The 23,240-nt window shown below is 39.8% G+C and carries 21 protein-coding genes; 7 read left to right on the top strand and 14 right to left on the bottom strand.

The genetic code is table 11. The features are described 5' to 3' along the window. Positions 1–87 precede the first annotated feature (87 nt). Together HPC41_RS22795 and HPC41_RS22800 are read right to left on the bottom strand one after the other, a co-directional pair. Entirely contained in the window at positions 88–417 is a 330-nt protein-coding gene (locus tag HPC41_RS22795; RefSeq protein WP_172396372.1) for a metal-sulfur cluster assembly factor, read from the bottom strand. Beyond that, positions 414–1,583, bottom strand: a complete 1,170-nt coding sequence (locus HPC41_RS22800) for a glycosyltransferase family 4 protein (RefSeq protein WP_172396373.1) — start codon at positions 1,581–1,583, stop codon at positions 414–416. Before HPC41_RS22800 ends, HPC41_RS22795 begins: the two co-directional genes overlap by 4 nt. Before the next feature lie 111 nt (positions 1,584–1,694). On the opposite strand from HPC41_RS22800, the gene HPC41_RS22805 reads away from it, so the two are divergent. The 3 genes from HPC41_RS22805 to HPC41_RS22815 all read left to right on the top strand — a co-directional run bounded on the left by HPC41_RS22805 (position 1,695) and on the right by HPC41_RS22815 (position 4,251). Beyond that, the gene (locus HPC41_RS22805; protein ID WP_172396374.1) at positions 1,695–2,663 is read left to right on the top strand and encodes a polyprenyl synthetase family protein; all 969 of its coding nucleotides are present in this window, start codon (positions 1,695–1,697) and stop codon (positions 2,661–2,663) included. 83 nt (positions 2,664–2,746) lie between these two features. After that, on the top strand, positions 2,747–3,523 hold the full coding sequence (locus tag HPC41_RS22810) for an amidohydrolase (RefSeq protein ID WP_172396375.1): 777 nt from the start codon (positions 2,747–2,749) through the stop codon (positions 3,521–3,523). Positions 3,524–3,807: 284 nt separating this feature from the next. Next, on the top strand, positions 3,808–4,251 hold the full coding sequence (locus HPC41_RS22815; RefSeq protein WP_172396376.1) for a MarR family winged helix-turn-helix transcriptional regulator: 444 nt from the start codon (positions 3,808–3,810) through the stop codon (positions 4,249–4,251). Between the two features lie 148 nt (positions 4,252–4,399). On the opposite strand, the gene HPC41_RS22820 is transcribed toward HPC41_RS22815, so the two are convergent. From HPC41_RS22820 to HPC41_RS22835, 4 genes are all read right to left on the bottom strand, one after another. Continuing rightward, positions 4,400–5,956, bottom strand: a complete 1,557-nt coding sequence (locus HPC41_RS22820) for an FMN-binding glutamate synthase family protein (protein ID WP_172396377.1) — start codon at positions 5,954–5,956, stop codon at positions 4,400–4,402. A gap of 186 nt (positions 5,957–6,142) precedes the next feature. Continuing rightward, entirely contained in the window at positions 6,143–6,904 is a 762-nt protein-coding gene (locus tag HPC41_RS22825) for a Rossmann-like and DUF2520 domain-containing protein (RefSeq protein ID WP_172396378.1), read from the bottom strand. After that, positions 6,904–9,363 (bottom strand): heme lyase CcmF/NrfE family subunit, encoded by a 2,460-nt coding sequence (locus HPC41_RS22830; RefSeq protein WP_172396379.1) that lies wholly within the window; start codon positions 9,361–9,363, stop codon positions 6,904–6,906. The genes HPC41_RS22825 and HPC41_RS22830 overlap by 1 nt, the downstream gene beginning before the upstream one ends. A 20-nt stretch (positions 9,364–9,383) precedes the next feature. Beyond that, positions 9,384–9,791, bottom strand: a complete 408-nt coding sequence (locus tag HPC41_RS22835; protein WP_172396380.1) for a cytochrome c maturation protein CcmE domain-containing protein — start codon at positions 9,789–9,791, stop codon at positions 9,384–9,386. A gap of 446 nt (positions 9,792–10,237) precedes the next feature. Between HPC41_RS22835 and HPC41_RS22840 the strand changes: the two genes are divergently transcribed. Next, positions 10,238–11,197 carry a lipid A deacylase LpxR family protein gene (locus tag HPC41_RS22840; RefSeq protein ID WP_172396381.1) on the top strand — a complete coding sequence of 320 codons (960 nt, stop codon included), beginning with the start codon at positions 10,238–10,240 and terminating at the stop codon, positions 11,195–11,197. On the opposite strand, the gene HPC41_RS22845 is transcribed toward HPC41_RS22840, so the two are convergent. Beyond that, positions 11,194–12,453: a dicarboxylate/amino acid:cation symporter gene (locus HPC41_RS22845; protein ID WP_172396382.1), complete on the bottom strand. Its 1,260-nt coding sequence runs from the start codon at positions 12,451–12,453 to the stop codon at positions 11,194–11,196. The genes HPC41_RS22840 and HPC41_RS22845 overlap by 4 nt on opposite strands. A 425-nt stretch (positions 12,454–12,878) precedes the next feature. On the opposite strand from HPC41_RS22845, the gene mnmC2 reads away from it, so the two are divergent. Beyond that, positions 12,879–13,544, top strand: coding sequence for a tRNA (5-methylaminomethyl-2-thiouridine)(34)-methyltransferase MnmC2 (gene mnmC2 / locus HPC41_RS22850; RefSeq protein ID WP_172396383.1), 666 nt, complete (start codon positions 12,879–12,881; stop codon positions 13,542–13,544). 351 nt (positions 13,545–13,895) lie between these two features. Further along, positions 13,896–14,288, top strand: coding sequence for an RpnC/YadD family protein (locus tag HPC41_RS22855; RefSeq protein WP_172396384.1), 393 nt, complete (start codon positions 13,896–13,898; stop codon positions 14,286–14,288). Between the two features lie 90 nt (positions 14,289–14,378). On the opposite strand, the gene HPC41_RS22860 is transcribed toward HPC41_RS22855, so the two are convergent. From HPC41_RS22860 to HPC41_RS22885, 6 genes are all read right to left on the bottom strand, one after another. Next, positions 14,379–15,119, bottom strand: a complete 741-nt coding sequence (locus tag HPC41_RS22860; protein WP_172396385.1) for a hypothetical protein — start codon at positions 15,117–15,119, stop codon at positions 14,379–14,381. Between the two features lie 539 nt (positions 15,120–15,658). Then, positions 15,659–16,348, bottom strand: coding sequence for an SMUG2 DNA glycosylase family protein (locus HPC41_RS22865; RefSeq protein ID WP_172396386.1), 690 nt, complete (start codon positions 16,346–16,348; stop codon positions 15,659–15,661). 97 nt (positions 16,349–16,445) lie between these two features. Next, positions 16,446–16,943, bottom strand: a complete 498-nt coding sequence (locus HPC41_RS22870; RefSeq protein ID WP_172396387.1) for an FKBP-type peptidyl-prolyl cis-trans isomerase — start codon at positions 16,941–16,943, stop codon at positions 16,446–16,448. Positions 16,944–16,980: 37 nt separating this feature from the next. Then, positions 16,981–18,981, bottom strand: a complete 2,001-nt coding sequence (locus HPC41_RS22875; RefSeq protein ID WP_172396388.1) for a thioredoxin domain-containing protein — start codon at positions 18,979–18,981, stop codon at positions 16,981–16,983. A 50-nt stretch (positions 18,982–19,031) separates the two neighbouring features. After that, positions 19,032–19,874, bottom strand: coding sequence for a hypothetical protein (locus HPC41_RS22880; protein WP_172396389.1), 843 nt, complete (start codon positions 19,872–19,874; stop codon positions 19,032–19,034). Between the two features lie 331 nt (positions 19,875–20,205). Next, positions 20,206–20,697, bottom strand: coding sequence for a SixA phosphatase family protein (locus HPC41_RS22885; RefSeq protein WP_172396390.1), 492 nt, complete (start codon positions 20,695–20,697; stop codon positions 20,206–20,208). Positions 20,698–21,010: 313 nt separating this feature from the next. Here HPC41_RS22885 and HPC41_RS22890 point away from each other — a divergent pair, with 313 nt between their 5' ends. Further along, on the top strand, positions 21,011–22,003 hold the full coding sequence (locus tag HPC41_RS22890) for a thiol-activated cytolysin family protein (RefSeq protein WP_172396391.1): 993 nt from the start codon (positions 21,011–21,013) through the stop codon (positions 22,001–22,003). Positions 22,004–22,071: 68 nt separating this feature from the next. Here the strand turns inward: HPC41_RS22890 and HPC41_RS22895 are convergent, their stop codons facing one another. Continuing rightward, a complete protein-coding gene (locus tag HPC41_RS22895) occupies positions 22,072–23,085 on the bottom strand; it encodes a glycosyltransferase family protein (protein WP_172396392.1) in 1,014 nt (337 codons plus the stop codon). Between the last annotated feature and the right edge of the window lie 155 nt (positions 23,086–23,240).

A 23,240-nucleotide genomic window follows, 5' to 3' on the forward strand; every position in this document is an offset into this window, starting at 1 on the left:
AGCAAATGTGATATGTTTAAAATGGCATCACAATAAAAATGCCTCCTAAGTTAATCTTTCGGAGGCATGCACATTTTTTGACAGTGTCTATAAGAACCCAAGTTCCAGTTTTGCTTCTTCGGACATCATATCTTTGGTCCAGGGCGGATCAAAAGTCAGTTCTACCAAAGCTTCTTTGATCCCTTCAATAGCAGCGACTTTCTCCTGCACTTCATTCATGATTTCGCCTGCAACCGGACAGCCGGGGGCAGTGAGTGTCATGACGATTTTTGCAATGCCACCTTCCTTGGTAATAATTTCATAGACAAGTCCCAGATCCACGATATTTGCTGGTTTTAGTTCAGGATCATAGATCGTTTCCAATGTCGCTTGGATTTGAGGTGCCAAACCCAGCTTATCCATTACAATAATGCTCATTTGTTCAATTTTTTATCTTCAATAGCGTCATTATAGATCGCTAATAATTTGCCTTCATTTAATTCAGGAGTAAAATTACTAAAATAATAGGCTACACAGGTCTTTCTTATCTCATCTTTTTCTTCCCTTGTCATGGCATTCCATTGGGTTAGGCAGGCAACGATCTCGTTTTTGTTGTGCGGATCAAATGTCTGCCCGGTTTTATTGGGGATAATCATTTCAGGCAAAGGCCCTAAGTTGGAGCAGAGTACTGCCGTGCCGACGGAGTAAGCCTCAAGAATTGTAATTGGCATTCCTTCGAAACAAATGGAGGGAACGATGAGTGCCTGTGCCGAAGCAACCAATGGTAAAATCTCGCCCCGGGGTTTAAAGCCGAGGTAGCTGATATTGGAATGCCCAATTATGCTTTTCACGACCTCCTCTTCCAGTGGTCCACCACCGATAATACGGAGTTCCAAACCCGTTCCTTTTACGGACTCAATTAGCTGTAATATTCCCTTTTCGTCCGATAGCCTGCCTACATAGATAAAATAGGGATGTAAAACTTCCGGCGCTAAAGTTGTAGGAAAAACAAAATTAGGTTTTACTGCAAACTTTTCGGCTGGTATACTTAATGTTGAACTGACAAATATAGACTTTGCAAAACTGCTTAAATTAATGTAACGGTTGACTTTTTGCCAGGTGCCTATTTTGCGGTGAAACCAGTAGTTAAATGCGAGGAGAAATGCTTTAAGGAGCGAATCATTAAATGCTTTTTCTTTAACGGCCGTCCATGGGAATTCTTCTTTTAGCGAATCCAGAAATAAATGATTGTGATGATATAGCGTTGCCGATGGACAGAGTAGCCTAAAATTGTGCAGTGTCATTACTTGGGGAATACCCTGTTTGGCGATGGTACGTATCAGGATCGGACCAGCAGCATAATGTGTATTGTGTAGATGAACGACATCCGGTTTGAATTCACGAATGTTTTTTTTTAAGCTATTTGCGGCGAAAATATTCCAGATTGAACTTAGTGTCTGTAAGGCCCCTCGCCAGCCTTTTTTATTCTGAAAGGTCAGCGTGCGGACCTGATGATCTTGGGACAAGAGGGAATATTCCTGTTGAAATACAGTATCCTCCCCTCCGGGATTTTGATAAAATGTATGGATAATCAGAATGCGCATAATAAAAGACTTACACAAATGTACAATTTTGCGTTGACATGCTTTAACGGTACAAAATTGCCATTTCTATATGATTATTGCTATATTCGCATGATTCGATCGTAAAGATATATGCAACACTTACAACAGCTCGTGATAGAGGCGATAGAGACAAGTCAATTTCCCGAAACTCCCACACATTTATATGATCCCATACGGTATATATTGACTTTGGGCGGTAAGAGGGTTAGGCCAGTGCTAACATTGATGGCGGCCGAGTTATTTGGCATGCAGGAAATGGAAGAAATTATTCCAGCTGCAAAAGCGGTAGAATTTTTTCATAACTTTTCCCTGATACATGACGATCTGATGGATAAAGCACCTTTACGGAGGGGCAAGACCACCGTCCATGAAAAATGGGATGCCAATATCGCTATTCTTTCTGGCGATGGTTTGTTGGTCAAGGCCTACGAGGAAATTTCCAAATGTAATCCCGTCTATCTGCCGGCAACCTTGCGGATTTTGAGCAAAGTAGCCATGGAGGTCTGCGAAGGTCAGCAATTGGATATGGATTATGAAAGCCGTGCATCCTTGCGTATGTCGGAATATCTGGAGATGATCCGCTTGAAGACATCCGTACTTTTGGGTGGTGCACTGCAATTAGGTGCTATTCTTTCAGGAGCGAATGAACAACAGCAAAAATTGATCTATGATTTTGGGGAAAATGTCGGTTTGGCTTTTCAATTGCAGGATGACATACTGGATGCCTATGGAGATCCGGATACTTTTGGTAAGATCGTTGGTGGTGATATTATAATCAATAAGAAGACCTTTCTACTCGTTAAACTGATGGAGGTTATTGAGGAGGAGGATCTTCCCCTCATGCAGCATTTATTAAATTCGACTGTTGATGTGGTCCCAACAAAAGTTGAAGACATGCTTAGATTATATGATAAGTATCAGGTCAGGAAATCGGCCGATGAATTAAAGGATAGCTATACACAACGTGCATTTAAAAAAATGGAAGCACTGGATGTACCAAACGAACGTAAGGCAGCGTTAATACTGTTAGCAAATCACCTTTTGGTGAGACAGCAATAGAGAGAAAATTCTATTAAAATTCGTATTTTGCCAACAAATGGCTATTTTGTACTAAATAATTAAATAAATTTTAGATAACGTTCATGGATCCTTTAAAAATCACGGTATTTCAAGCATATTTATTCTGGGAAAATATTGAAAAAAATCTGAATAATCTGGCTTTGCGGCTTTCAGCATTGCGCGAGAAGACCGATCTGATTATCTTGCCGGAGATGTTTAATACAGGATTCACAAATAACGTTGAAAAATGTGCCGAGCCAGCAAATGGCCCTACCACAAAATGGCTATTTGAAATGGCAAGTTCACTGAATTGTGTTGTTGCTGGTTCATTGATCATCGAAGAAAGTGGGAAATACTATAATCGTTTTGTATGGATGTTTCCTGATGGCAAATATGTGAAATACGATAAGCGCCACCTTTTTGGTATGTCAAAAGAAAGCGAGTATTTCGAACCAGGCAACGAACGTATTTTAGTGGATATCAAAGGCTGGAAAATATGTCCTATGATCTGTTATGACCTGCGATTCCCAGTTTGGTCCAAGAACCAGAATGCTGCCTATGATATCCTGGTTTATACAGCAAGCTGGCCAGACAAACGTTCGGCACATTGGCGGGCACTGATCCCTGCACGTGCGATTGAAAATCAAGCTTACGTAGTTGGCGTAAACCGCGTGGGGCATGATGGTAATGATATCTATTACTCGGGTGGATCAATGTGCATATCACCTTTAGGTGATGTTGTTTACTATAAGCCAGAGGATGAAGATTTATATACCTTTACGTTAAATCCCAATGATTTGCTGGAGGCACGTGAAAAATTTCCGTTTTTAAAAGATTCAGATTCTTTTAGCATCGGATAACTCTTTCTTGCAGCCTGATCATCCTGCATTTTATTAGGTATAAAGACAAGCAATTTATTTTGTTTGTGTCCTTTTTTATTCCTAAATTCAATCTACTATAAATCGTTTATGATGATTTATTAACATCTATTTATTGTATGTTGATAAAATTTGTTTGATACAATTGTTGAAAAGCGTACTTTAGGCTAAGTATTAGCCAAAATAAGTTTAGTTTTTTTTATTTTGATTTGAACATACTATTATTAGCGACACAAGTTGCGTAAACAACCATAACCATTATTTATATGTTAGACCAAGATTTAGTATCGCAGGAGTATTTTTATAATTTTCTGACAGGGAAATATTCGATTGCAGTTATGCGGAGGTTGCAGCGCAATCTCAAGGAAGCTGGCTTAAGTATTACTTCGGAACAATGGAGTATCATGTATAATCTGTGGGTAGAAGAGGGGCTGACCCAACAGGAACTGGCGATTCGTACATTCCGGGACAAACCGAGTGTAACCCGCCTGATCAATAATCTAGAAAGACTCAACCTGGTTATCCGGGTCAATGACAAAAACGATAGACGGTCGAATTTGATCTATTTGACCAAAATTGGGCGAAAGATGAAAGAGGAAGGCATGAAGCAAGCCAATAATACGATCGAACAGGCGTTAGGGGGCTTGACCGATGATCAAATTGCGTTGTCGCATACCACCTTGCATCGCGTGCTGTTCAATTTAAAATAGCATCACGATGTCATTGGGAGATCACACGTATTCTTATTAAGAAATTATCTGAGCCGAAAGGCCAATAGGGGAAAAGAAAAAACAGGAATCCCTCAGCGTTACTAACGTCTGAGGGATTCTAGTATATATAGCGCAGCTATTTGGAAGATTAATCTTCGAAAAGCTTGCTTTCGAAATCGGTATGGCTATTGACGAGTTTTCCTTCCGTACCAAAATAGATTTCTTGAAAACTTAGTGTCCGTATTGCATCAACTTTGCGGTAGAATTTATCTGCCGATACATCGGATAAGGTTTTGAATCCGCAGGCTTCCATGATTTCCACAGTGGCGCGTAATGTATTGCGGTGGAATTGGGCCACACGTACGTATTTGTCATTTACATCTAATCCTTTGTATAAATGTGGTTGTTGCGTTGCAACACCAACAGGGCAAACGTCCTCATTACATTTTAAGGCCTGAATACAACCCAAGGCAAACATCATTCCCCGTGCACTATAACATGCATCGGCACCCAATGCAATCACTTTCAGTATATCGAAACCAGTTACGATGCGGCTGGAGACAATCACCTTGATGTGTTTTTTCAAGCCAAATGAGATCAGGGTTTTGGTGACAAATGCCAAAGCATCATAAAGAGGCATTCCTAAATTGTCTGTGAATTCTAATGGCGCAGCACCTGTTCCACCTTCAGATCCATCGACCGAGATAAAATCTGGGAAGATCTGTGTATTTTGCATGGCATGACAGATGTCCATAAACTCATTTTTGTCACCGATACATATTTTAAATCCGATCGGCTTTCCACCTGAAAGGTCACGCATTTGCTGTATGAAATGCATCATTTCCGTTGGTGAAGAGAATGCACTGTGCGCAGGTGGCGACATGACGTCTGTTCCTGGGATGACGTGACGTATTGCCGCAACTTCAGGCGTATTTTTGGCTGCTGGTAAGATACCACCATGACCGGGTTTCGCTCCCTGGGAGAGTTTCAGTTCGATCATTTTCACATTTTCACGATTGGATTTCTCGCGAAAAAGCTCTGCATCGAATTTACCTTCTGCATTACGGCAGCCAAAATAACCGGTACCTACCTGCCAGATCAAATCGCCACCATTGTTATGGTAATCACTGATCCCACCCTCGCCCGTGTTGTGCGCAAAATTTTGTAGGGCGGCACCTTTGTTTAGTGCAGTGATAGCCGTTTTACTCAAGGCACCATAACTCATTGCTGAGATATTAAATACACTTAAGCTATATGGTTTTTTACAGGCTTCATTACCAACTTTTGTACGTAAGTCATGATTCTCAATATGACAGGGAAATACGGAATGCGCAGCCCATTCATTACCAACTGCCTGTGGATCGGTTTGCATACCAAATGCAACGGTCTCCCGTTGATTTTTTGCCCGTTGATAAACGATGGAACGCTGTCTCCTATTGAAGGGACGGCCGTCCATATCAGATTCCCAAAAGTATTGCCTCAATTCAGGACGGATGGATTCAAAGATATAACGGAAGTATCCAACCAAGGGATAGTTTCGTAAAATCGCATGTTTAGTTTGGAAACTATGGTATAGGGCAATCAATAATAATGGGAATGGAATGATCAATAACCAAAACCAGCTTGATGTAAATATAAAGCCAAATGATACTATGATTAAATTAATCACGATCATTGTTGAAATAATGAGTTTTCTAACTTCCATAGAAAATACGATTGTTTAGTTTTAATTCGCTATTTTAATGTTTAGTCCAATTGAATATTTTACTGTTCAATTAGCATTCCAAAATGCGCTTTCGGACAGAGCAAATGTACTAAAGTTCCCTAAGTAAATGGATATATTTACTATGCTGGAATAAGTTTTGATAAGTTTATAACTGTTTCTAACAAACTATTTTCTTTTAGTAATCTCATGCGACAAAAGTTGATAGATTTGCTGTAAATCTGGTTTATTACTAATAAATTTCAAATGTTTTTGCTGTGTCGTCAGGTCTTCCCGAATCGCCGGACCTGTCTGAACTGTAATTGGAACCTGCTTTTGTACTTTTTCTGCCGTTTCTAGAATGATTGGCCGGATCAGATCGAAGGAAAGATTATTCTCCTCCAGGAGTTCGTAAGCGAGCTGATAAAGGATATTTGAGAAATTGTTGACCATGACCGAAGACAGATGAATCGCCAATCGCTGTTGCGAATTGCACAGGATGCTTCGGGGGGAAAAGGTCCGTGTGAGATGAAGCAAGATCTCGGCATTATCTTCATTATTGCCTTCGACACAAAATGGAATGCCCGAAAAGTCAACCGATTTATTTTTAGAGAGCGATTGTGGGGGATAGATCACACCATAGTTGTTAAACTGCTTCAGTACATCGATATCGGTTGCGCCTGAGCAGTGCACAACAATGCCTTTAATGGGCTTAGGCATCGTTTCTACAACTGTAGGAATAGCCTGATCGGACACGGCAATTAGATACAGATCAGCATCGATCTGCAGCTGGCTGAGTTGATCCGTAGCAGGACATTGAAGCGCAAAGGCCAATGCATTCGCATTGGCCTTTGTTTTACTATAGATTTGAACGATCTGATGTCCTAGTTGTTGAAACGCTTGTCCAAAATGCGTTGCGGCATTTCCGCTTCCTAAGATGACAATATTCATTATTTCGCTAATTTTCGTTTTTCCTCTCTATTCCGTCTGACAATAGACATGATAAAACCAATGGTCATGACAATTGTTCCACACCAAAAGAAGTTGATGTATGGGAATTTGATTGCCTTAAAGACCACCCATTTTTTCTCCGGTAGCGGTTTTTGGTAGACCATGATTTCTAGCTTATCCTTATCTGGTTTGATTCCTGTAAACCTAAATTTGAGGCCTTGATCAGTCACATCTTTGTTGAAATCATAGACTCCACCATCCTTGATCAAATAAACAGGTTGCACCTCATATTGTTTATTATCTGCTGCAAAGACCTTTATTTTCAGTCCAACCATTACATCGTTGGGGCCTTTCGGGATTTTTTCGAGCTGTGCTTCCTTGTTAAGACCTTCAATTACATAGTAACCATTGCGGTAACGTAAGGTATCGCCAATATTGACCTGATAGGTCGCAGGTTCTTCATAATCTTCAAACCCCGTTTTCTCTTCGGCAGATACTTTTGCGTGCTGTGCCTGACTTTCGGCAGCCGCAGCAGTAATTAAGGTATATACGTCATGTGTAATATAATGTTTAGTTGCCGGAGTACCGATCAAACCACCCATTTTGGCATTGTTTTGCGCGAAAGGTTGTAGAATAAATTCTTCTTTCACTTTACCCGATTCCTCATCGACACGTTCGTATTTGATTTTGTAATACGTATTTGGTGCAACAATACTATCGCCGATATACGTGATTTTATATTCACCCATCTGTACCGGCTCGCCTTCGGTTAAAAATAGGTTTTCACCAGGTTTTTCCACTTTGTCAAAGCCCGATACCGCGATGTATCCTGTATTGTTGACAGAGATAACTTCATTTGTAGCTGCGGCGATCATTGCTCCGATCAACAGGAGGCCAAAACCGATATGCGCTACCGAGGATCCCGCCAATTTCCATTTACCTTTGACCGCATCGCCCAGTACCCGGATATTCGCCAGGATACAGAAAATGCTGGCAAAAGTAATCAGGATATAGATCAGGTTGGTATAAGTTTTGGTAAAATAGGAAATAATTGCTGTCAGGATAATGGCTACAGCCAGCGATGCTACAGTGGATGCTAAAAACTTGCGGCTATCGGTACGTTTGTATTTTAAGAACTGTGTAAATCCGGTCATAATCATGACGATAACCGCGAAGCCGGATTGCCATTTATTATAATGTTGAATCGGCTCCAACGGTGGCGCTACCTTGGTGCCAAAAATCTTGTTGAATACCGGAATAGAAGTAGAGGCAATGATCTGTGCACAGGCAACAGTCAGTACCAAGGCACCGATAAATAACCAGAATTCCCTCGAATAGATATCTTCATCTTTTTCAGTAATAGGCATCTCTTTCTTTTTAACAACAAGAAAGACAACCATAATCGCTAAAAATGCAACGTTGAACAAGATCAACTGTCCGCTCATTCCCAAATCAGTAAACGAGTGAACGGAGGTTTCGCCAAGGACACCACTACGCGTCAGGTAAGATGCATAGATCACCAGCACAAAGCTGATCATCGCCAGAAATGTTGCTGTAAAATAAGAATGCCCTGAGTTTTTATAGGCAATCATGACGTGTACCGCCGCGATCAAGGTAAACCAAGGAATGATGGATGCATTTTCTACAGGATCCCAAGCCCAGAATCCGCCAAAGTTAAGCGCTTCGTAAGCCCAGAATGAGCCCATGATAATACCAGCTCCCAAAATCATTACCGCAAATAAGGCCCATGGCAAAGCTGCATTGATCCATTCTTTGTAACGCTTGGTCCATAGGGCACCTGTTGCATAAGCAAAAGGAACAATCATCGAAGCAAAACCAAGGAATAAGGTCGGTGGGTGGATCACCATCCAATAATTCTGGAGAAGTGGATTTAAGCCATTACCGTCCGTGATCAACGATAGGTAGTTGGCTTGTTTTAAAATCGGAATATCCATTGCGTCACGCAACAGGATAAATGGCGAACTACCGATACGTAATCCGAAAAGTTCCACACCAACGATCATGGATGCCAAAAAAGCTTGACAAAGCATCACGAAAGTCATCACGGAGCTTTCCCAGCTCTTTGCTTTAAACAACAATATTGCACCCAATACTGTTTGCCAGAACATCCATAGCCAAAAACTTCCTTCTTGTCCTTCCCAAAAACTGGAAATAATATAATAAGTGGGCAATGTCTTGGACGAGTGTGCCCATGCATAGTTGTACTCAAAAAGATGATTATAGATGATATAAAATAAGGTTGCACCGATTGCTACAACGGAGACTGCATTAATCCAGAATCCAATGCGCGCGATCTTTTTCCATGAAGTCTCTTCAGGGTTTTTAGTCGCAAAAAAATAGCCGATACAAGATAAAAGTGCGGCACCAAAGGAAAGAACAATAAAAAATTGTCCGATCTGCCCAGGTAGCAGGTGCTCACCAACGTAATTAACGTCCATTGAAAAATTGATTTTACAAATTAATTATTGAAAGCTGTGGCATTGATTTCAGTGACGACCGATTTATCGTTATATTTCGATGGACACTTCATCAATATTTTGCTTGCTCTAAACACATTTCCGTCCATTTTGCCAGTCAACACAATTTGTTCCGAACGCTCAATGTCCTGCGGTTTTGCACCTCTGAAGACAACCTCGCACTCTGTACCGTCATTATCGTACATGAAAAAGCTGAATTTGTTGGCATCAGTCTTCGGATCATAGTGAAGCGCCTTATCTTTGTTTAGTTGGCCGACCACATATAGTTCTGTTTTCTTTTCTTTTGCCTCGGTAAATGTCGAGTAGGTACTTGAATCCGTGTAGATGACAAGTATCATGGCAATAGCCACAGCAATAATAGCGATTAGAATGATGGAACTTTTTTTCATTACTTTATTATTTATTATGCGTTCATTTGCTTTGGTATAAATGAACCCGTTTACTCATTAAATTAGTTCAGCAAAGAGACTATCATCGGCAATTGTTCGGATCATGGTCTGAACAGGTTAAAACTTATGACAGTTTCGTTGGGATTATTTATTTATGCATTGGTGCCGGCCTTCTGTAATTTTCATGTTTCCCCAAGCATATTCACATCAATGAGCACATACCTGCGATCATTTTGACAAAAGCTGACACTTAATCGAATGCAAAATTACAAATAGATTTGCGAAGAAAGGAATAATGCAACTTTTCGACATTATTTATATTTGTTCTAAATAGATCGCTGTGGCTGAAAAAATAAGGTATATTTGGATGCTTTTGAATAATTTAAGTTGAGATTTAATATTTTGTCGCAGTTTATATCGCATGAATTTTACAATTGCCTGTTAATATGAGTGTTGCTTTGCGGTCTTTACTGCTCTTGTATGGAATTATATTTCCTTTTTTTTTGGTTTTTGGGCAGGTGGGTTTGCGCAACCAGGAACTTTCTCTTCAGAATGATAACGATGTCTATCTATTGATTGGCCAGGACCGGTATTATACCAATGGTATCAATGTCAATTATCGTATAGCACTGCCACCGCGTAGCGGATCGGAAGTTTCAAATACCGTATTGGACTTTGAACTTGGGCAGCGTATCTACAATGGGATTAGTATGATAGATTATCGTCGGCAAAATAAGAAATACGACCGGCCTTTTGCGGGGTATCTTTACCTAAGTGCAGCTGGGACTCGTTTTTTGAAAAGCGAGCAGGTGGTTGAACTTAAGGTAGAGCTGGGGCAGATTGGCTCTAGGTCGTATGGTGAGGAAGCACAGAAGTTTATCCATCACCTTTTTGGAATGTACGAAGCTACGGGTTGGGAGACGGAGCTGAGCAATGCCTTTGGTGTGGATTTGCAGGTGAAATATCTAAAGGGAATTTATCGGAATCAGTCTCAATCTTTTGACCTCGGTGTCATGGGACGGGGTGCCTTGGGGATGAACAATACCAACGTGGAAGCTGGAATCCCAATTCGTGCGGGGCGGCTCAAACCCTACCATGCGTCGACGTTTACACATGGACATTTGACGCAGGCCAGAGGTAAGGACGAGCAAGAATGGTATTTTGTTTATCAACCTAGTTTAGTACGGGTATTTTATAATTCAACGATAACAGGCGGATTGGGAAAAGACGATCCTATCGGAGAATTATACCGTATTGAACCCTGGATGCTGAGTCACCGAGTGGGTTTCAGCTGGTCCAACCACAAGGTTAATTACGGTATCAATTATATTTTCAATTCCAAGGAACTCAAGTCTATCTTTCATCGGCATCAATACGGACAACTATTTTTTGCTTACCGCTTTTAACCATTGTTAACCATGCTTTCAGCCATTGGATCCGATAACTTCTGCCCGATAAGCCTGGTGGTCAACATGGCGGCAACCGTATCGCCGGTAGCGTTGAGCATCGTTGCCAGGGGATCTACCAATGTCGCAATAATCATAATGGAAGGAATGACTTCTGTCGGCATTTGATAGACCGATATAATGAGCATTTCGCCGATATACCCACCGTTTGGAATACCGCCAGCGACAATGCTGACCAATAAAGTGATCCCAACGGCCATCATCAGATTGCTCGGTTCGAAAAATTCTTGGCCACTTAACAATAGCGCAATATAAATTTTAAAGATACAAGCGATGGCTGAACCATGTTTATGCAAGGTTGTTCCCAAAGGGATAACGACACTTGCGACGGTATCGGGGACACCGATTTCTTTTGCTGCCAGTAAGTTGGCCGGCATGGTTGCGAGGCTGCTGCAGCTGCTGAGTGCAGTCAGTGAAGGTAAAATATTATTCTTCCAGTAGCGTTTGACACCTTTGATACCAAATGCTAGGAAAGCAAATAGACTAAATATTGTAAAGAAATAGATGAGACCGAAAACGTAATAAAGGCCGATGGGTTTGGCATAGAATCCAAAGAGCTGTGGGCCAAGTGTACCGACCTGATAAGCAAAATAAGCACCCAAGCCGATCGGAGCCAGATGCATTACCATGACCAATAAATTTCCCATTACGGCATTTCCTGAGTTGATAAATTTTCGGAACATATCAGCTGAAGTACCAGATCTGCGTGTGGCGATACCCACCAAGAATGAAAATATAACAAAAGCCAGCATATTCTGTCGGGACAATAAACTGGAAAATTCACTAACGGTCAGGAATCGGACCATTTTTTCACCCCAGGAGTCCTGTAGGGTTGTGTCGATAATATCCTTTGTTTGTTCGATAGGAAGATCAGAACTCACGGGAAACAGGTAGAGAAAGGCCACACTCGTCACACCGGCAACAATAATACCGATTACAAATACAAGTGACATCATGCCGATGATACGGCCCAATACGCTATCTCCTTCAATATTGGCTACGGATGAGGCTATTGCAAAAAAGACCAGCGGTATGACGCTGACAAAGAGCAGATTTAGAAAGATATCCCCAATGGGCTTCAGGTTATTCACAAAATGTGGGAAAAAGATCCCAATTAAACTCCCGATACTGATGCCAAGAAGCAATAATAGGATGCTGCCATAGTTCCGTATAAAAGTTTTTGCTGAATATTCCATTAGGTTCTGTGATTGTTTCGTGTTTACGATGCTAAAATAATCTTTTTATCCTATTATTTCATCGTTTAAATTATTTGTATATGCTGGTCTCATCGGTATAAATGAGTACGCTTACTGATTAAATAATATTTTAAGGTATTTGTGCGTTCCATTTCGTTCAAACCACCCAGGTTTGAATAAATCCTGGTGGTTTATTTCAATTGCTTATGAAGGCCCATATAAAGATTTACTGGAATTATTCCGGCCAGCTTTTTATCTTTGAGGGGATATACGTTACAAAAGATTACTTCTGTTAGACCAGCGGGGAAATTTGCGCAAATTTTGTGTCCTGCGGGCGCAATAGTTTATGGGAATCTGCTCCCAAAGCATATTGAAATGAAGTGTATGAAAGAATAGTGAATTTATCAATAATGAGTATGACAAACATGGATTTTGTAATAACAGGAGATGGCTCGAAGACATTGTATAATGCGGAGATAGGCGAATGTTACCACTCGAAGCACGGTGCTGTTCAGGAAAGTAGGCATGTATTTATCAAAACCGGTTTGGATCACTATGTGCAACAGACAGGAGCGCTGGATGTCGCTATCTTAGAAGTTGGATTTGGGACGGGGCTTAACTTTCTGCAAACAGCAGACTACATCCGGGACAAATCATTTCGGGTGGATTATGTGGGCATCGAAGGTTTTCCGTTACCGCTGGACACCATTGCTGCAACAGGATACGATGAGACTGTGGATGCAGGAGTTTGGTCAGCCTATGTGAATAACTACGAAGGCGCATTGCAGCAGTCCGTCAGAATTCACGAGCGGTTACAGCTTCACATTGCGCATACGTTATTGATGGATTTTGATTCCGAAAAAAGATTCGATGTCTTATATTTTGACGCCTTTGCAGCTGTCCATCAGCCTGAGATGTGGAGTGATCTGGCACTGGGGCACATTGCACAATTCGTAAAGCCAGGAGGTGTCTTTGTCACCTATGCCATTACAGGCAACCTCAAACGCAGTATGAAATCTTTGGGATTTTCCATTGAGAAAGCTCCTGGAGCTCCGGGAAAAAGGGAAATGTTGCGTGCGACAAAGCAATGAAAGTTGTTAAAACCTGATGATATAAAGTGGAAGATCACAAACGAAGCTGACCATATGAGGCCGCCATCTTTTTCTTCAATCTAAAGGAGACCTATAAAAAGATGAATTGGCTTAAAAGCAAACAATTTGTTAATTTGTAAACAGTAAAAAACTATAGGATTGAAAATCCTGATAGCACTTATCGTAGGAAAATTTCACAGATCTTAGCTAAACAGAGCGAAACCAAGCTTACAAAAGCGAAAAAACTCATCTTTCGTGAATTAGAGGAATTTGAACGCAAAGGAAATTTTGTGGCGTATGTGGACGAGGGGGAGGAGTCTTATGATGTTAATATACAATTAGATAAAGATAATGTCATTGGCCATTCCTGTGATTGCGGCCGGCGGCAGACTCAGCCGGTGGATGTACAAATCACCTCATATCGTCCAATCTTTGGATAAACGTGTCTTTGGTCTTATCTTTGACATAGGAGAGGTGTCAAATCTAAATTCAGAAGATATGAAAGCATACGAATTGAGCCTTAAGGATAAGAGGGATGCGGAAAGTATTCGCCTTACAGCGGAACGTATAGGCATGGAAAAAGGCATGAAAAAGGGAATAGAAAAAGGTCGGCAAGAGGAGCGGGCAAAAGCTGAAGCCGAGAAACGAATCTCAGCCTTAAAGATGTTAAAGAGCGGTTTTGATTCCAAGGTCATAGCTGATATTATAGGATTGTCAATTGAGGAGATTGAGAAATTGAAATAGTGTGTTTAATTGAATAGCCTCTTTGGTGATATCAATAATAAACAATTAAGGTATTTCTTTCTCCAACGTGCCCATTCCTATATTTTGCTTTTAAGGTTCAATGATAAATGCACCGACAATTGCCGCGGGATGCAGTTCTTTATTATTTAGTAGGGAATAATCTTCGCGAAATCGTTCGTAGTATTCGATATTCATTCCAATAAGTACGGTCTCCGCATCATGATCGCTCACATCAAATAGTAGTTCTTCCAATTCAACAGATCTAGAAGATGTTTGTAAGCATAAAGAAATCTGATGTTTGTGTATACGGACATAGATCTGTTTGTCGAAGTTGAATACCACAACCATCAGATTTATTTTCATGAGATTGCAGTATTTTGGGCGATGGATATCGTCTTGCATATCAAATTTTGGGAACTGTATGGCAATTTGCTTTGTATCCAACAATTTTATTTCTGGGTCGAAATGCATGTAGTCGTGCATATGGCACTTGTCGTTGAATTGAAAGTTCACTAGTCGATCGATCTTTCCGCCACGGATAGTCTTTTCGCCCACAGGCGCTCTGTTGGGGCGGGTGACTCTTTTTAATTGGTTGATCAGGCGATTGTGCATATTGCTATCGTGCAATTTAAGGTGCACTTGTCCCATTATATGTCGTATGCGGGATCCTGCGGTACTCGCATGACCAAAATCTATTGCAGCTGCTTTTGTGGCTTTCGTTTGTTTTGTTTTACGTCCTGGGCCAGTCTGCACAATAGTTTTTTCATTTGATTTTCGAAAGACAAGGTTCCCAACCAAGCCTTTCAAGTTACCGTTTTCTAGTATAGCCATAGATTGAATTTAGGAAATTAAAATGTTGAAAAACAAATAATTGTTTATTTTTGAGAGATTTGAAATTGGCTTTTACCAGCAATTATTAAAATCATAATAGCTAGTAAAAGCCCATTATGAAAATTGTATTGGATGTTTTTATAAGTGACGCAGGCAAGGATCTTTTTCGAATTTGGCGTGGGGGTAAAGCCGCTGCTTCGATAGCCGTTCGATGCAGCTTCGTATCTGCTTCGATACAGCTCCGTACCCTAGTCGAGATGAGTCTGTGGTGAGAGCGACATGTGTCCGTGGTGAGTCCGAGTTAAAGTCGGAAACATGGTGGAAAGATTACTTTCTCAAACCGCTATTACTTGGGCGCAGTGTCGAATAAGAGGCGAATACGGGGCGAAGGAGAATCGAATAGCAGCCGAACGACCCTCGAATAACGCATTTAACACGGACTCCGGATCGAAGTAATATTAATGCGTTCTATTGTTTGGGATATTACTTATTAACAATGTTGGTACTGATTTACAGTTTATTAACATAGTTGCTAACATTTATAAGCCACTCAATAAGCGAATATAACTGTCGATGTAAAGTTGTTTGTCCTTGGATTTATATTGTTGGATATAGCGTGGGTGATCCAGAATGATCATCTCTCCAAAAAGTTTCTCTTCTTTGTTGATTTTTGTGAGGAAGGTCGCATTTTTCTTTCCCAGAACAAAGACTGTTTCCGTTTCCAGTCCCATAGAAATATGTTGTTTTAGGGATTCCACCATAAATGGCTTTACCATTTCAAAAAGCTGCTTATCGTCGTAATAGTTTGCATTAATCCAGTTGTTGGGCTTTTTATGCTGGACAATGGCCAATGGAAAAGGGGAATTGATATAAAACTGTTGATAGAAGATATCAGGCCCGCCATAGGCTTCAATCATATCGTACATAAATACTGAGGAGATTTCATGGGTATGGGCGGATTGCATTTTTATGCCACAGGCACTGTATAATCGTTTGGTATCGGTAAAAGGAACACCGGTGACGCCTGCACCATGCCTACTTGGATTGATCCCGATGATAAATTTGCGTTTGAGGTTGTCGTGATAGTACTTGTTGTAGAATTGTTCCATCACCACCAGCGTCTCGGGATTGTCAAGGTAAGGGTTAATCACGTTGAAATCAGCAGGAAAATCCCCATGATATACGAGTTGTTTGTTGAATGTAATTACTTTCTCGGCAAATGTGGGCATAAGGATGCTTTTAGAGGCAAGTTACGGATTTTGATTATAGGATAACAAAAAAGGACGCCAAATCGGCGCCCTTTTTTGTGTATATCTTGGTCTTTTATTAGTGACCTTGTGTACCATCGGCACCATGAGAATGTCCATGAGACAATTCTTCTTCAGTAGCAGGGCGTACATTTAAGATTTCAATATCGAAATTTAATGTTTTACCAGCCATTGGGTGGTTTAAGTCCGCAACAACAACTTCTGGAGTTACTTCAGCAACTACAGCGCGGAATTGGTTGCCTTGGTTGTCTTGCAAAGGCAATACTTCGCCTACTGGAGGTAAACCTGTTTCTTTGAACATGTCTACGGGCAATTGTGCGAATGCTCTATCGTCTTTTTCACCGTAAGCATCTTCTGGTACCAACTCGAAAGAAGTTTTGTCACCTACATTTAAGTCAGCGATGTTTTCTTCAAATTTAGGCAACATCATACCTACACCATATAAGAAGTCTAAAGGTTGTTCTGCAGTTGTTTCTTCAACGAAAACTTTTTCACCGTTTTCTACTGTGTGAAGTCTGTACGTCAATGCTACGACGTCGTTTGCTTTTATAGCCATCTGATTTTGATTTTTGGAGCCCCAAGGCTACCGTTTATTAAATATAATTTATTAACGCTGTTATGGAATCTTGTGGAAGACTGCACGTCTTATTTTTACAAAGATATGCTTTTGTTTTCTTTTCGATTCTATTCTCTAGGAGCGGAAGACTTTCTTCCGTACCGCCGAGTACAATTTTGTTTGGGATATAATGTTGATCCAATTCCTCGCGAAAAGCTGCTGCTTCCTCGCCGGTCAGCGCAATTTCATTGATCCCATATATTTCTTCTAGCAATAATATTGCCCAATTTGAATAGGCGGAGCCATAAGTTTTGATTTGGGGAAATACATTGGCCAGCAACTGATCAGCTATGGCCGTATAATTTTCATCGTCAAAAAGTAAACCTAGACGTCTCAATTGACGAACCATCGTTGAAGAAGAAGAGGGGATCACGTTATCCATGATCTCACTTTTTCGTGCGATCAGTTCTTCTGCTTCTGTAGAGGTATAGTAAAATGTTTTTTGATCGGGATCATAAAATAACGCAATGGTCTTATCCGCCAATTGTCGCGCGATAGTCAACCATTTTTGATCAAATGTGGCCTCATATAAAGCGATAAAGGCTTCTATGGTGAAAGCATAATCATCTAGAAAACCCGATATCGCACGGTTTTCATCCCGAGGCTGATGCAATATAGCGTTATTATCCTGAATCAGCTCCGTGCAAATAAACTGTGCATTGCTCAGTGCGAGATCCAAAAAATGATTGTTTCCTAGACTGCGGTAAGCGTCTATCAGTCCTTTTAAAAAGAGGGCATTCCAGGTAGTCAACTGCTTATGGTCGAGTCCGGGACGGACACGTTGTTCCCGATAATCATATAGTTTCCGCTTGGAAATTTTTAAAAACTCTGCCCATTCGTCAGCTGACATATTGACCTCTGTCGCAAGCTTGTCTGCATTAATGGCGCAAATGGGTATATTGGTATGTTCTTCTTCCCAGTTGCCTGCCTCTGTAATATTAAAATATCGGCCGAATAGCTCAGCGTCTTTGCCAAGAACTTTATCAAATTCAGCTTTCGAAAAGGAATAGTACTTTCCTTCAACTCCCTCGCTATCGGCGTCCAATGCGTTATAGAATCCATGGTTGGGAGCAAGCATCTCACGCGCTGCCCAAGCAATCGTTTCTTCGATTATTCTTTTATAGAATGGGTCTTTATTTTGTTGATACGCCTCCGCATAAAGTGAAAGTAACTGACCATTATCATAAAGCATTTTCTCGAAATGTGGGATATGCCAGTAATGATCTACGGAATATCGGGCAAAACCACCGCCAATCTGATCGTAGATTCCACCGGAACCAATTTTTTTCAAGGTAAAATGGACATGATCCAATACCTGCTGGTCTCCTGATAGAACAGCATATTTTAGAAAGAAAGACCAATTGTTGGGCAGTGGAAATTTAGGCGCTCTTTGGTATCCACCTTCCTCTTTATCGAAGGTCTCAGTCCATGGCGCAATGATTTCTTCAAGATCTTTGCTGCTGTATTGTTCAGGAACGGGAAGGATAGGGAATTTCTCCGCTCGCTGGATACCATTGGTCAATTTATTGGCATAATCCAATGCGACTTCTGGCTTTTCTTCCCACATCTGTGCGATCTGTAACAAAATGTTTTGCCAGTCCTGCGGTTTGAAATAGGTGCCCCCATAAATCGGACGACCATCGGGCAGACAGATGCAGTTCAGGGGCCATCCACCGGCATTGGTCATCAGTTGGACAGCGAGCATATAAACTTGATCAACATCAGGGCGCTCTTCGCGGTCAATTTTGACGGGCACGAAAAACGTGTTCATGGTCTGGGCAATGGCTGTGTTTTCAAAGCTCTCCCGTTCCATGACATGACACCAATGGCAGGCTGAGTAGCCGATGCTCACAATGATAAGCTTATTTTCGTCCTTCGCCTTGTTTAAGGCCTCCGTTCCCCAAGGCATCCAATCCACAGGATTGTGCGCATGTTGCTTCAGGTAAGGTGAGTTTTCAAACTGCAGTTGATTCGCCATAAGACGAAGGTAGGAAAAAAGCCTCCAGAATGGAGGCTTTAATGTATTTTTTAATATTTCGGTTCTGCAATGATGAAATAAGTTTCAATGGCATCTTTTGGAGTTCCTACTAAGGCAATTGTAGAGGTGCTGTTTTCCCAAATTGCTGCTGGGGTGTAATTTAACTTGTTTTTGAAAAGCTTGGTATACTTCTCATCGAGTTCGGTTTGTTTACTTTGTGCAGAAACAAATTTAGGTGTGCCAAACGTTGCTTGTGCTACTTCCATTAAATACTCTTTTTCTTTTTCTAGAGTTTGCTTTGGAAATTGATCACTATAATAGAGACTCAAATAACTATATGGAAATTGTCCCTTCACATAAGTTTGCTTAATACGATATCCTTCTTTGTCGGAATAGGATTCCCCTACAAAGCTGCTGGCAGGTGGATTTCCCCAATTGACATTAAAAAAGTCTTTCCCTGCAATAGCTCTGATGGTTAGTCCCGCTTGTTTGATCACTTTATTGTCTTTGTAAAGTAACAAGTCGAATTTGTAATCCCCCGGCTTGGCGAATGTGACTCCAGTCATAGAACGAAACGGATTTACTCCTGAATTGTAATGTAAAATGTCATCAATATGCCATACTATTGAATCGACAACCTCCTTATCCCATAAAAAAACTGTAAAATGGTCTTTATGTTCCTCTTTATCGTATACACGGATTAGGCCTTGCTCAAATACATTTATCACCCAATTGTCAGTCCATACATCAATATTTTTGGTTAACCTAGTGGTGAGAGACTCTTCTTCTTTTTCTTCAGGTGGTATGACTTCAGGTGTATTAGGATAGTTATCCTTGGAACAAGATATGAAAATAAATAAAATACAGCTTACAATAAGGTGTTTCTTTAGCATGACTTTTTAGATCTTCCGTAAAAGTAATAAACATAAATATAATTTATATAATATTGTGGGATTGTTAATGAATTATAATTTTATAGGAGAAGGACAGGAAGCTGGTGTTAATCAGTCATTAGGATGCTTACCTTTTACGCAGGGTCGTCGATCTTTCACTTATCATGTGACAATCGCAAAGGATAAAATTCTAATCGCTTTTAAGGAACAAAAAACATGTTTTTTACTTCCGGTTAGCTTTTTTTCTTTTGCATTAGAAATAGTTGTCGCTATGTAAACATAGGAGTATCAGCATAATGACACTCCTTGTATTCACTAGTTTGAACGAAATTTAATCCACAATCTGGACAAGATCTGCACAATTTCCACTGAGCATTTGAAAGGTAAATCCTGTATCAAGCTTAATCTCTGCAAATGAAGAGGTGCGGAGGTAGGCAGATTTTCTGGTCAGGTATTCTACCAAGTCAGTCAATGTCGGGTTGTGTCCAAAAAGTAATACATGATCGATATGATCTGGGATGGTGTTGATGACTGAAAGCAAGTGTTTGTAGGTACACTCATAAATAGACTCTTCCATCTGAATATCAAATGACGGAGCGCCCATAACGTCCAAAAAGACACGGGCAGTTTGTAAAGCCCTATTAGCGGGAGAACTGATAACTATGTTGTTTTCATTGAGTGTCAGTTTGCCTGCGAGCTTTTGTGCAACTTGTTTCGCATGTTGTATTCCCTCGGAGGTTAATGCGCGATCAAAGTCATTTATTCCGGGAGTGGTTTCGGCTTTGGCGTGTCGGATGATATAAAGTTTTTTAGTGTTGTCCATGATTAAAATTTTTGATTCTTATAATATTAAACGCAATGTAGGTGTATTTCATTATAACAATAATGAAGATTAGTTCCTAAAATATCGCTGAAGTCCCTTAGAGCGTATTGATTTTATAATAACATGTGGCGAATAAGTTTGTTTGTTATCAAAAAATATATCCATTATTCCGAATGTTAATGAATGACATTAATTGTGGATTTGATTGAAGAGCATGATATTTTACCGCTTTAAAAAGAAATAGATCAAAATATGTTGTGTATTATAAATATTAATTTAATTTTGTCGATTGTATATTATAATATTATTAACAATGAAACAGATTTTATTTTTTATTTTAATTCCAATTTTATTTTTATCATCTTGTTCGAAAGATGAACAATTTGATAATGAGACTGATCTTGTCGAGTATCGTAAAAATAGCGCTGCATTTTCTTCAAACTATTTTATGATGTCAAACACCATTGATAAAAATCTTTTCTTAGGAGGATTGTGGTTGGTTGACAGTACAAAGGAAGGGGGGGCATTAGAGAAATTACGTGTAGACATCAGCAATTTTAAGATGAAGGTAGTTCATAATTCCGATTTAAATACGATTAAGTTTGGCGATTTTACCCCGAATTATGAAAATGTCTTAGCTTATGCGAAGTTGTTTAAGAATGATATATTTTCTGCGAATGTCAATTTTAGCTATGGTAATTTCTCTGATTATAATATGATCAGGACTTTTCTTCAAAATAGCTCAGATGCGGATGAAATTCTCGCACTCATTGCGAAGGATAAAGATGGAGAAAGAATGGTGCAGCAAAAGCATGGGTATTATGAAAATCAGGTTTTGGTGGACGTTGTGCTTGGAGCTCAGTACGATGAGTTTGCGGCTTTCTTTGACAAAAAATATGTAGAATCCTTGACGCAAGCTGGAAATGTACCAGCCTATGTAAGTTCTGCCGCTTATGGACAACATAGTTTGATTTTAGTTGAAAGTGATTATGCTGTTGGTGAGATCAAGAATATATTGAAGAAGTTAAAAACAGGTGAACAGCTGAACAACACCGATAAAGATCTTCTAGCATCAAGTGCTATGGTTATTTATTTACGTGGTGGCGATCAGGAAAGTTATATTAAAAGAGCTGAAGGATTGAAAGATATAGAAGCTGCTTGGAAGTTGTTCAGAGAAAAAAGTGACAAAAAAAATAAGAGCTATGAATTCCCTATTTGGTATAGACTAAACAGCTTAGAAAACTTTAGGTTAATGACGTATAAAATGAAATTCGATTATTTTGAAAAGAAATATTCAGTAAAATAAATATGGAGTAAATATGCTATCTAAGGAAATTATTACTTGATTTATCCTATTGACTATTTGATGGTTAACTATCTGTTGAAATATTCGCTTTTTGTAAATGTATATAGTTTTTTATAGAAGTATGCGTGTTTTACCAGTCTAGTATTTTCAGTAAAGCGTTTCCATTTATTAAAGCGATTTCGCCAGTTTAACTGTTGTTCGATATTTAACAGCTGGTTAACCATTTTATAGGCGTTCAATTGTGCTAAAGCAATATTTCTTAATTTCCTTCCATCCTCGGGATTATATTTTTCAAGCTCCCGAATCAACTCTTTTTCCTGGTATTGACGATTCAGATAACGACCTGAACAATTCATTTGTACATATTTTGAAAAATTTTCCGGACGTAAGTAACCGTCGGCTTTATTTCCGTTGTACCCGCGATGATCATAGATTAAACTGGGGCGTCCACAGGCCATGGCGTCATAAATGGATCGACCAATCCCCACAACCAAGTCGAAAAGATTAATCTTTTGTTCGATACTGACAGTCGGATTTTCCTGTTTGTTATACGCTTGAAAATGTAGACCTTTCGCTCGACAAATAGCTTTTAATTTCGCATTAGCTTTATCGCTTTGGCATAAAGACAATACGCTTTGGAGTGTATTATTTAATGGACGTACGGGTTTTTTTGCCTGTACATCTATCCCATTTAAAATAACATCATTTGCATACCCCATGTTTAGAAGATGATCGGATATTTCATCAGAAATGGCAACGTGATAATCTGCAAGTGGCGACGGTTGTTCTAATTCCGGAACAGTGCCATGACATATTTGAATGATGGGAGCTTTAGAAAAGAGTTCTTTAACAGAACTATTATGATTAGCAAAGATCAGATCATACCTCTTTTTATTCATAAATGGTGTATGCAACTCTTCTTCTATCTTGTCTGAAATTAATCCCTTATTAAAAGTAAAATACTCTACTTCAACATCGGGCCGTACATTAAGTGCTTTGATTAAATCATAAGTATAAAGTTCAGAACCTCCAATTTCGGCTAGATGATTGGTTGCAACTAAAATTTTTTTTGCTTTTCCCATCTCTTTAGATTTTCAGAAATAATTAGTGATATTATAATCTGGGTAACAAGCAACAATCATTATATCGTCTCCCAATATGTAAAATCACCCAATCATTTTGTTTTGAAATTCAGATAAAGCAAATAATAAGGTTTTATCTGAAATAGTTTAATTAT

The sequence above is a fragment of the Sphingobacterium prati genome (genome assembly GCF_013167215.1).
GTDB lineage: Bacteria > Bacteroidota > Bacteroidia > Sphingobacteriales > Sphingobacteriaceae > Sphingobacterium > Sphingobacterium prati.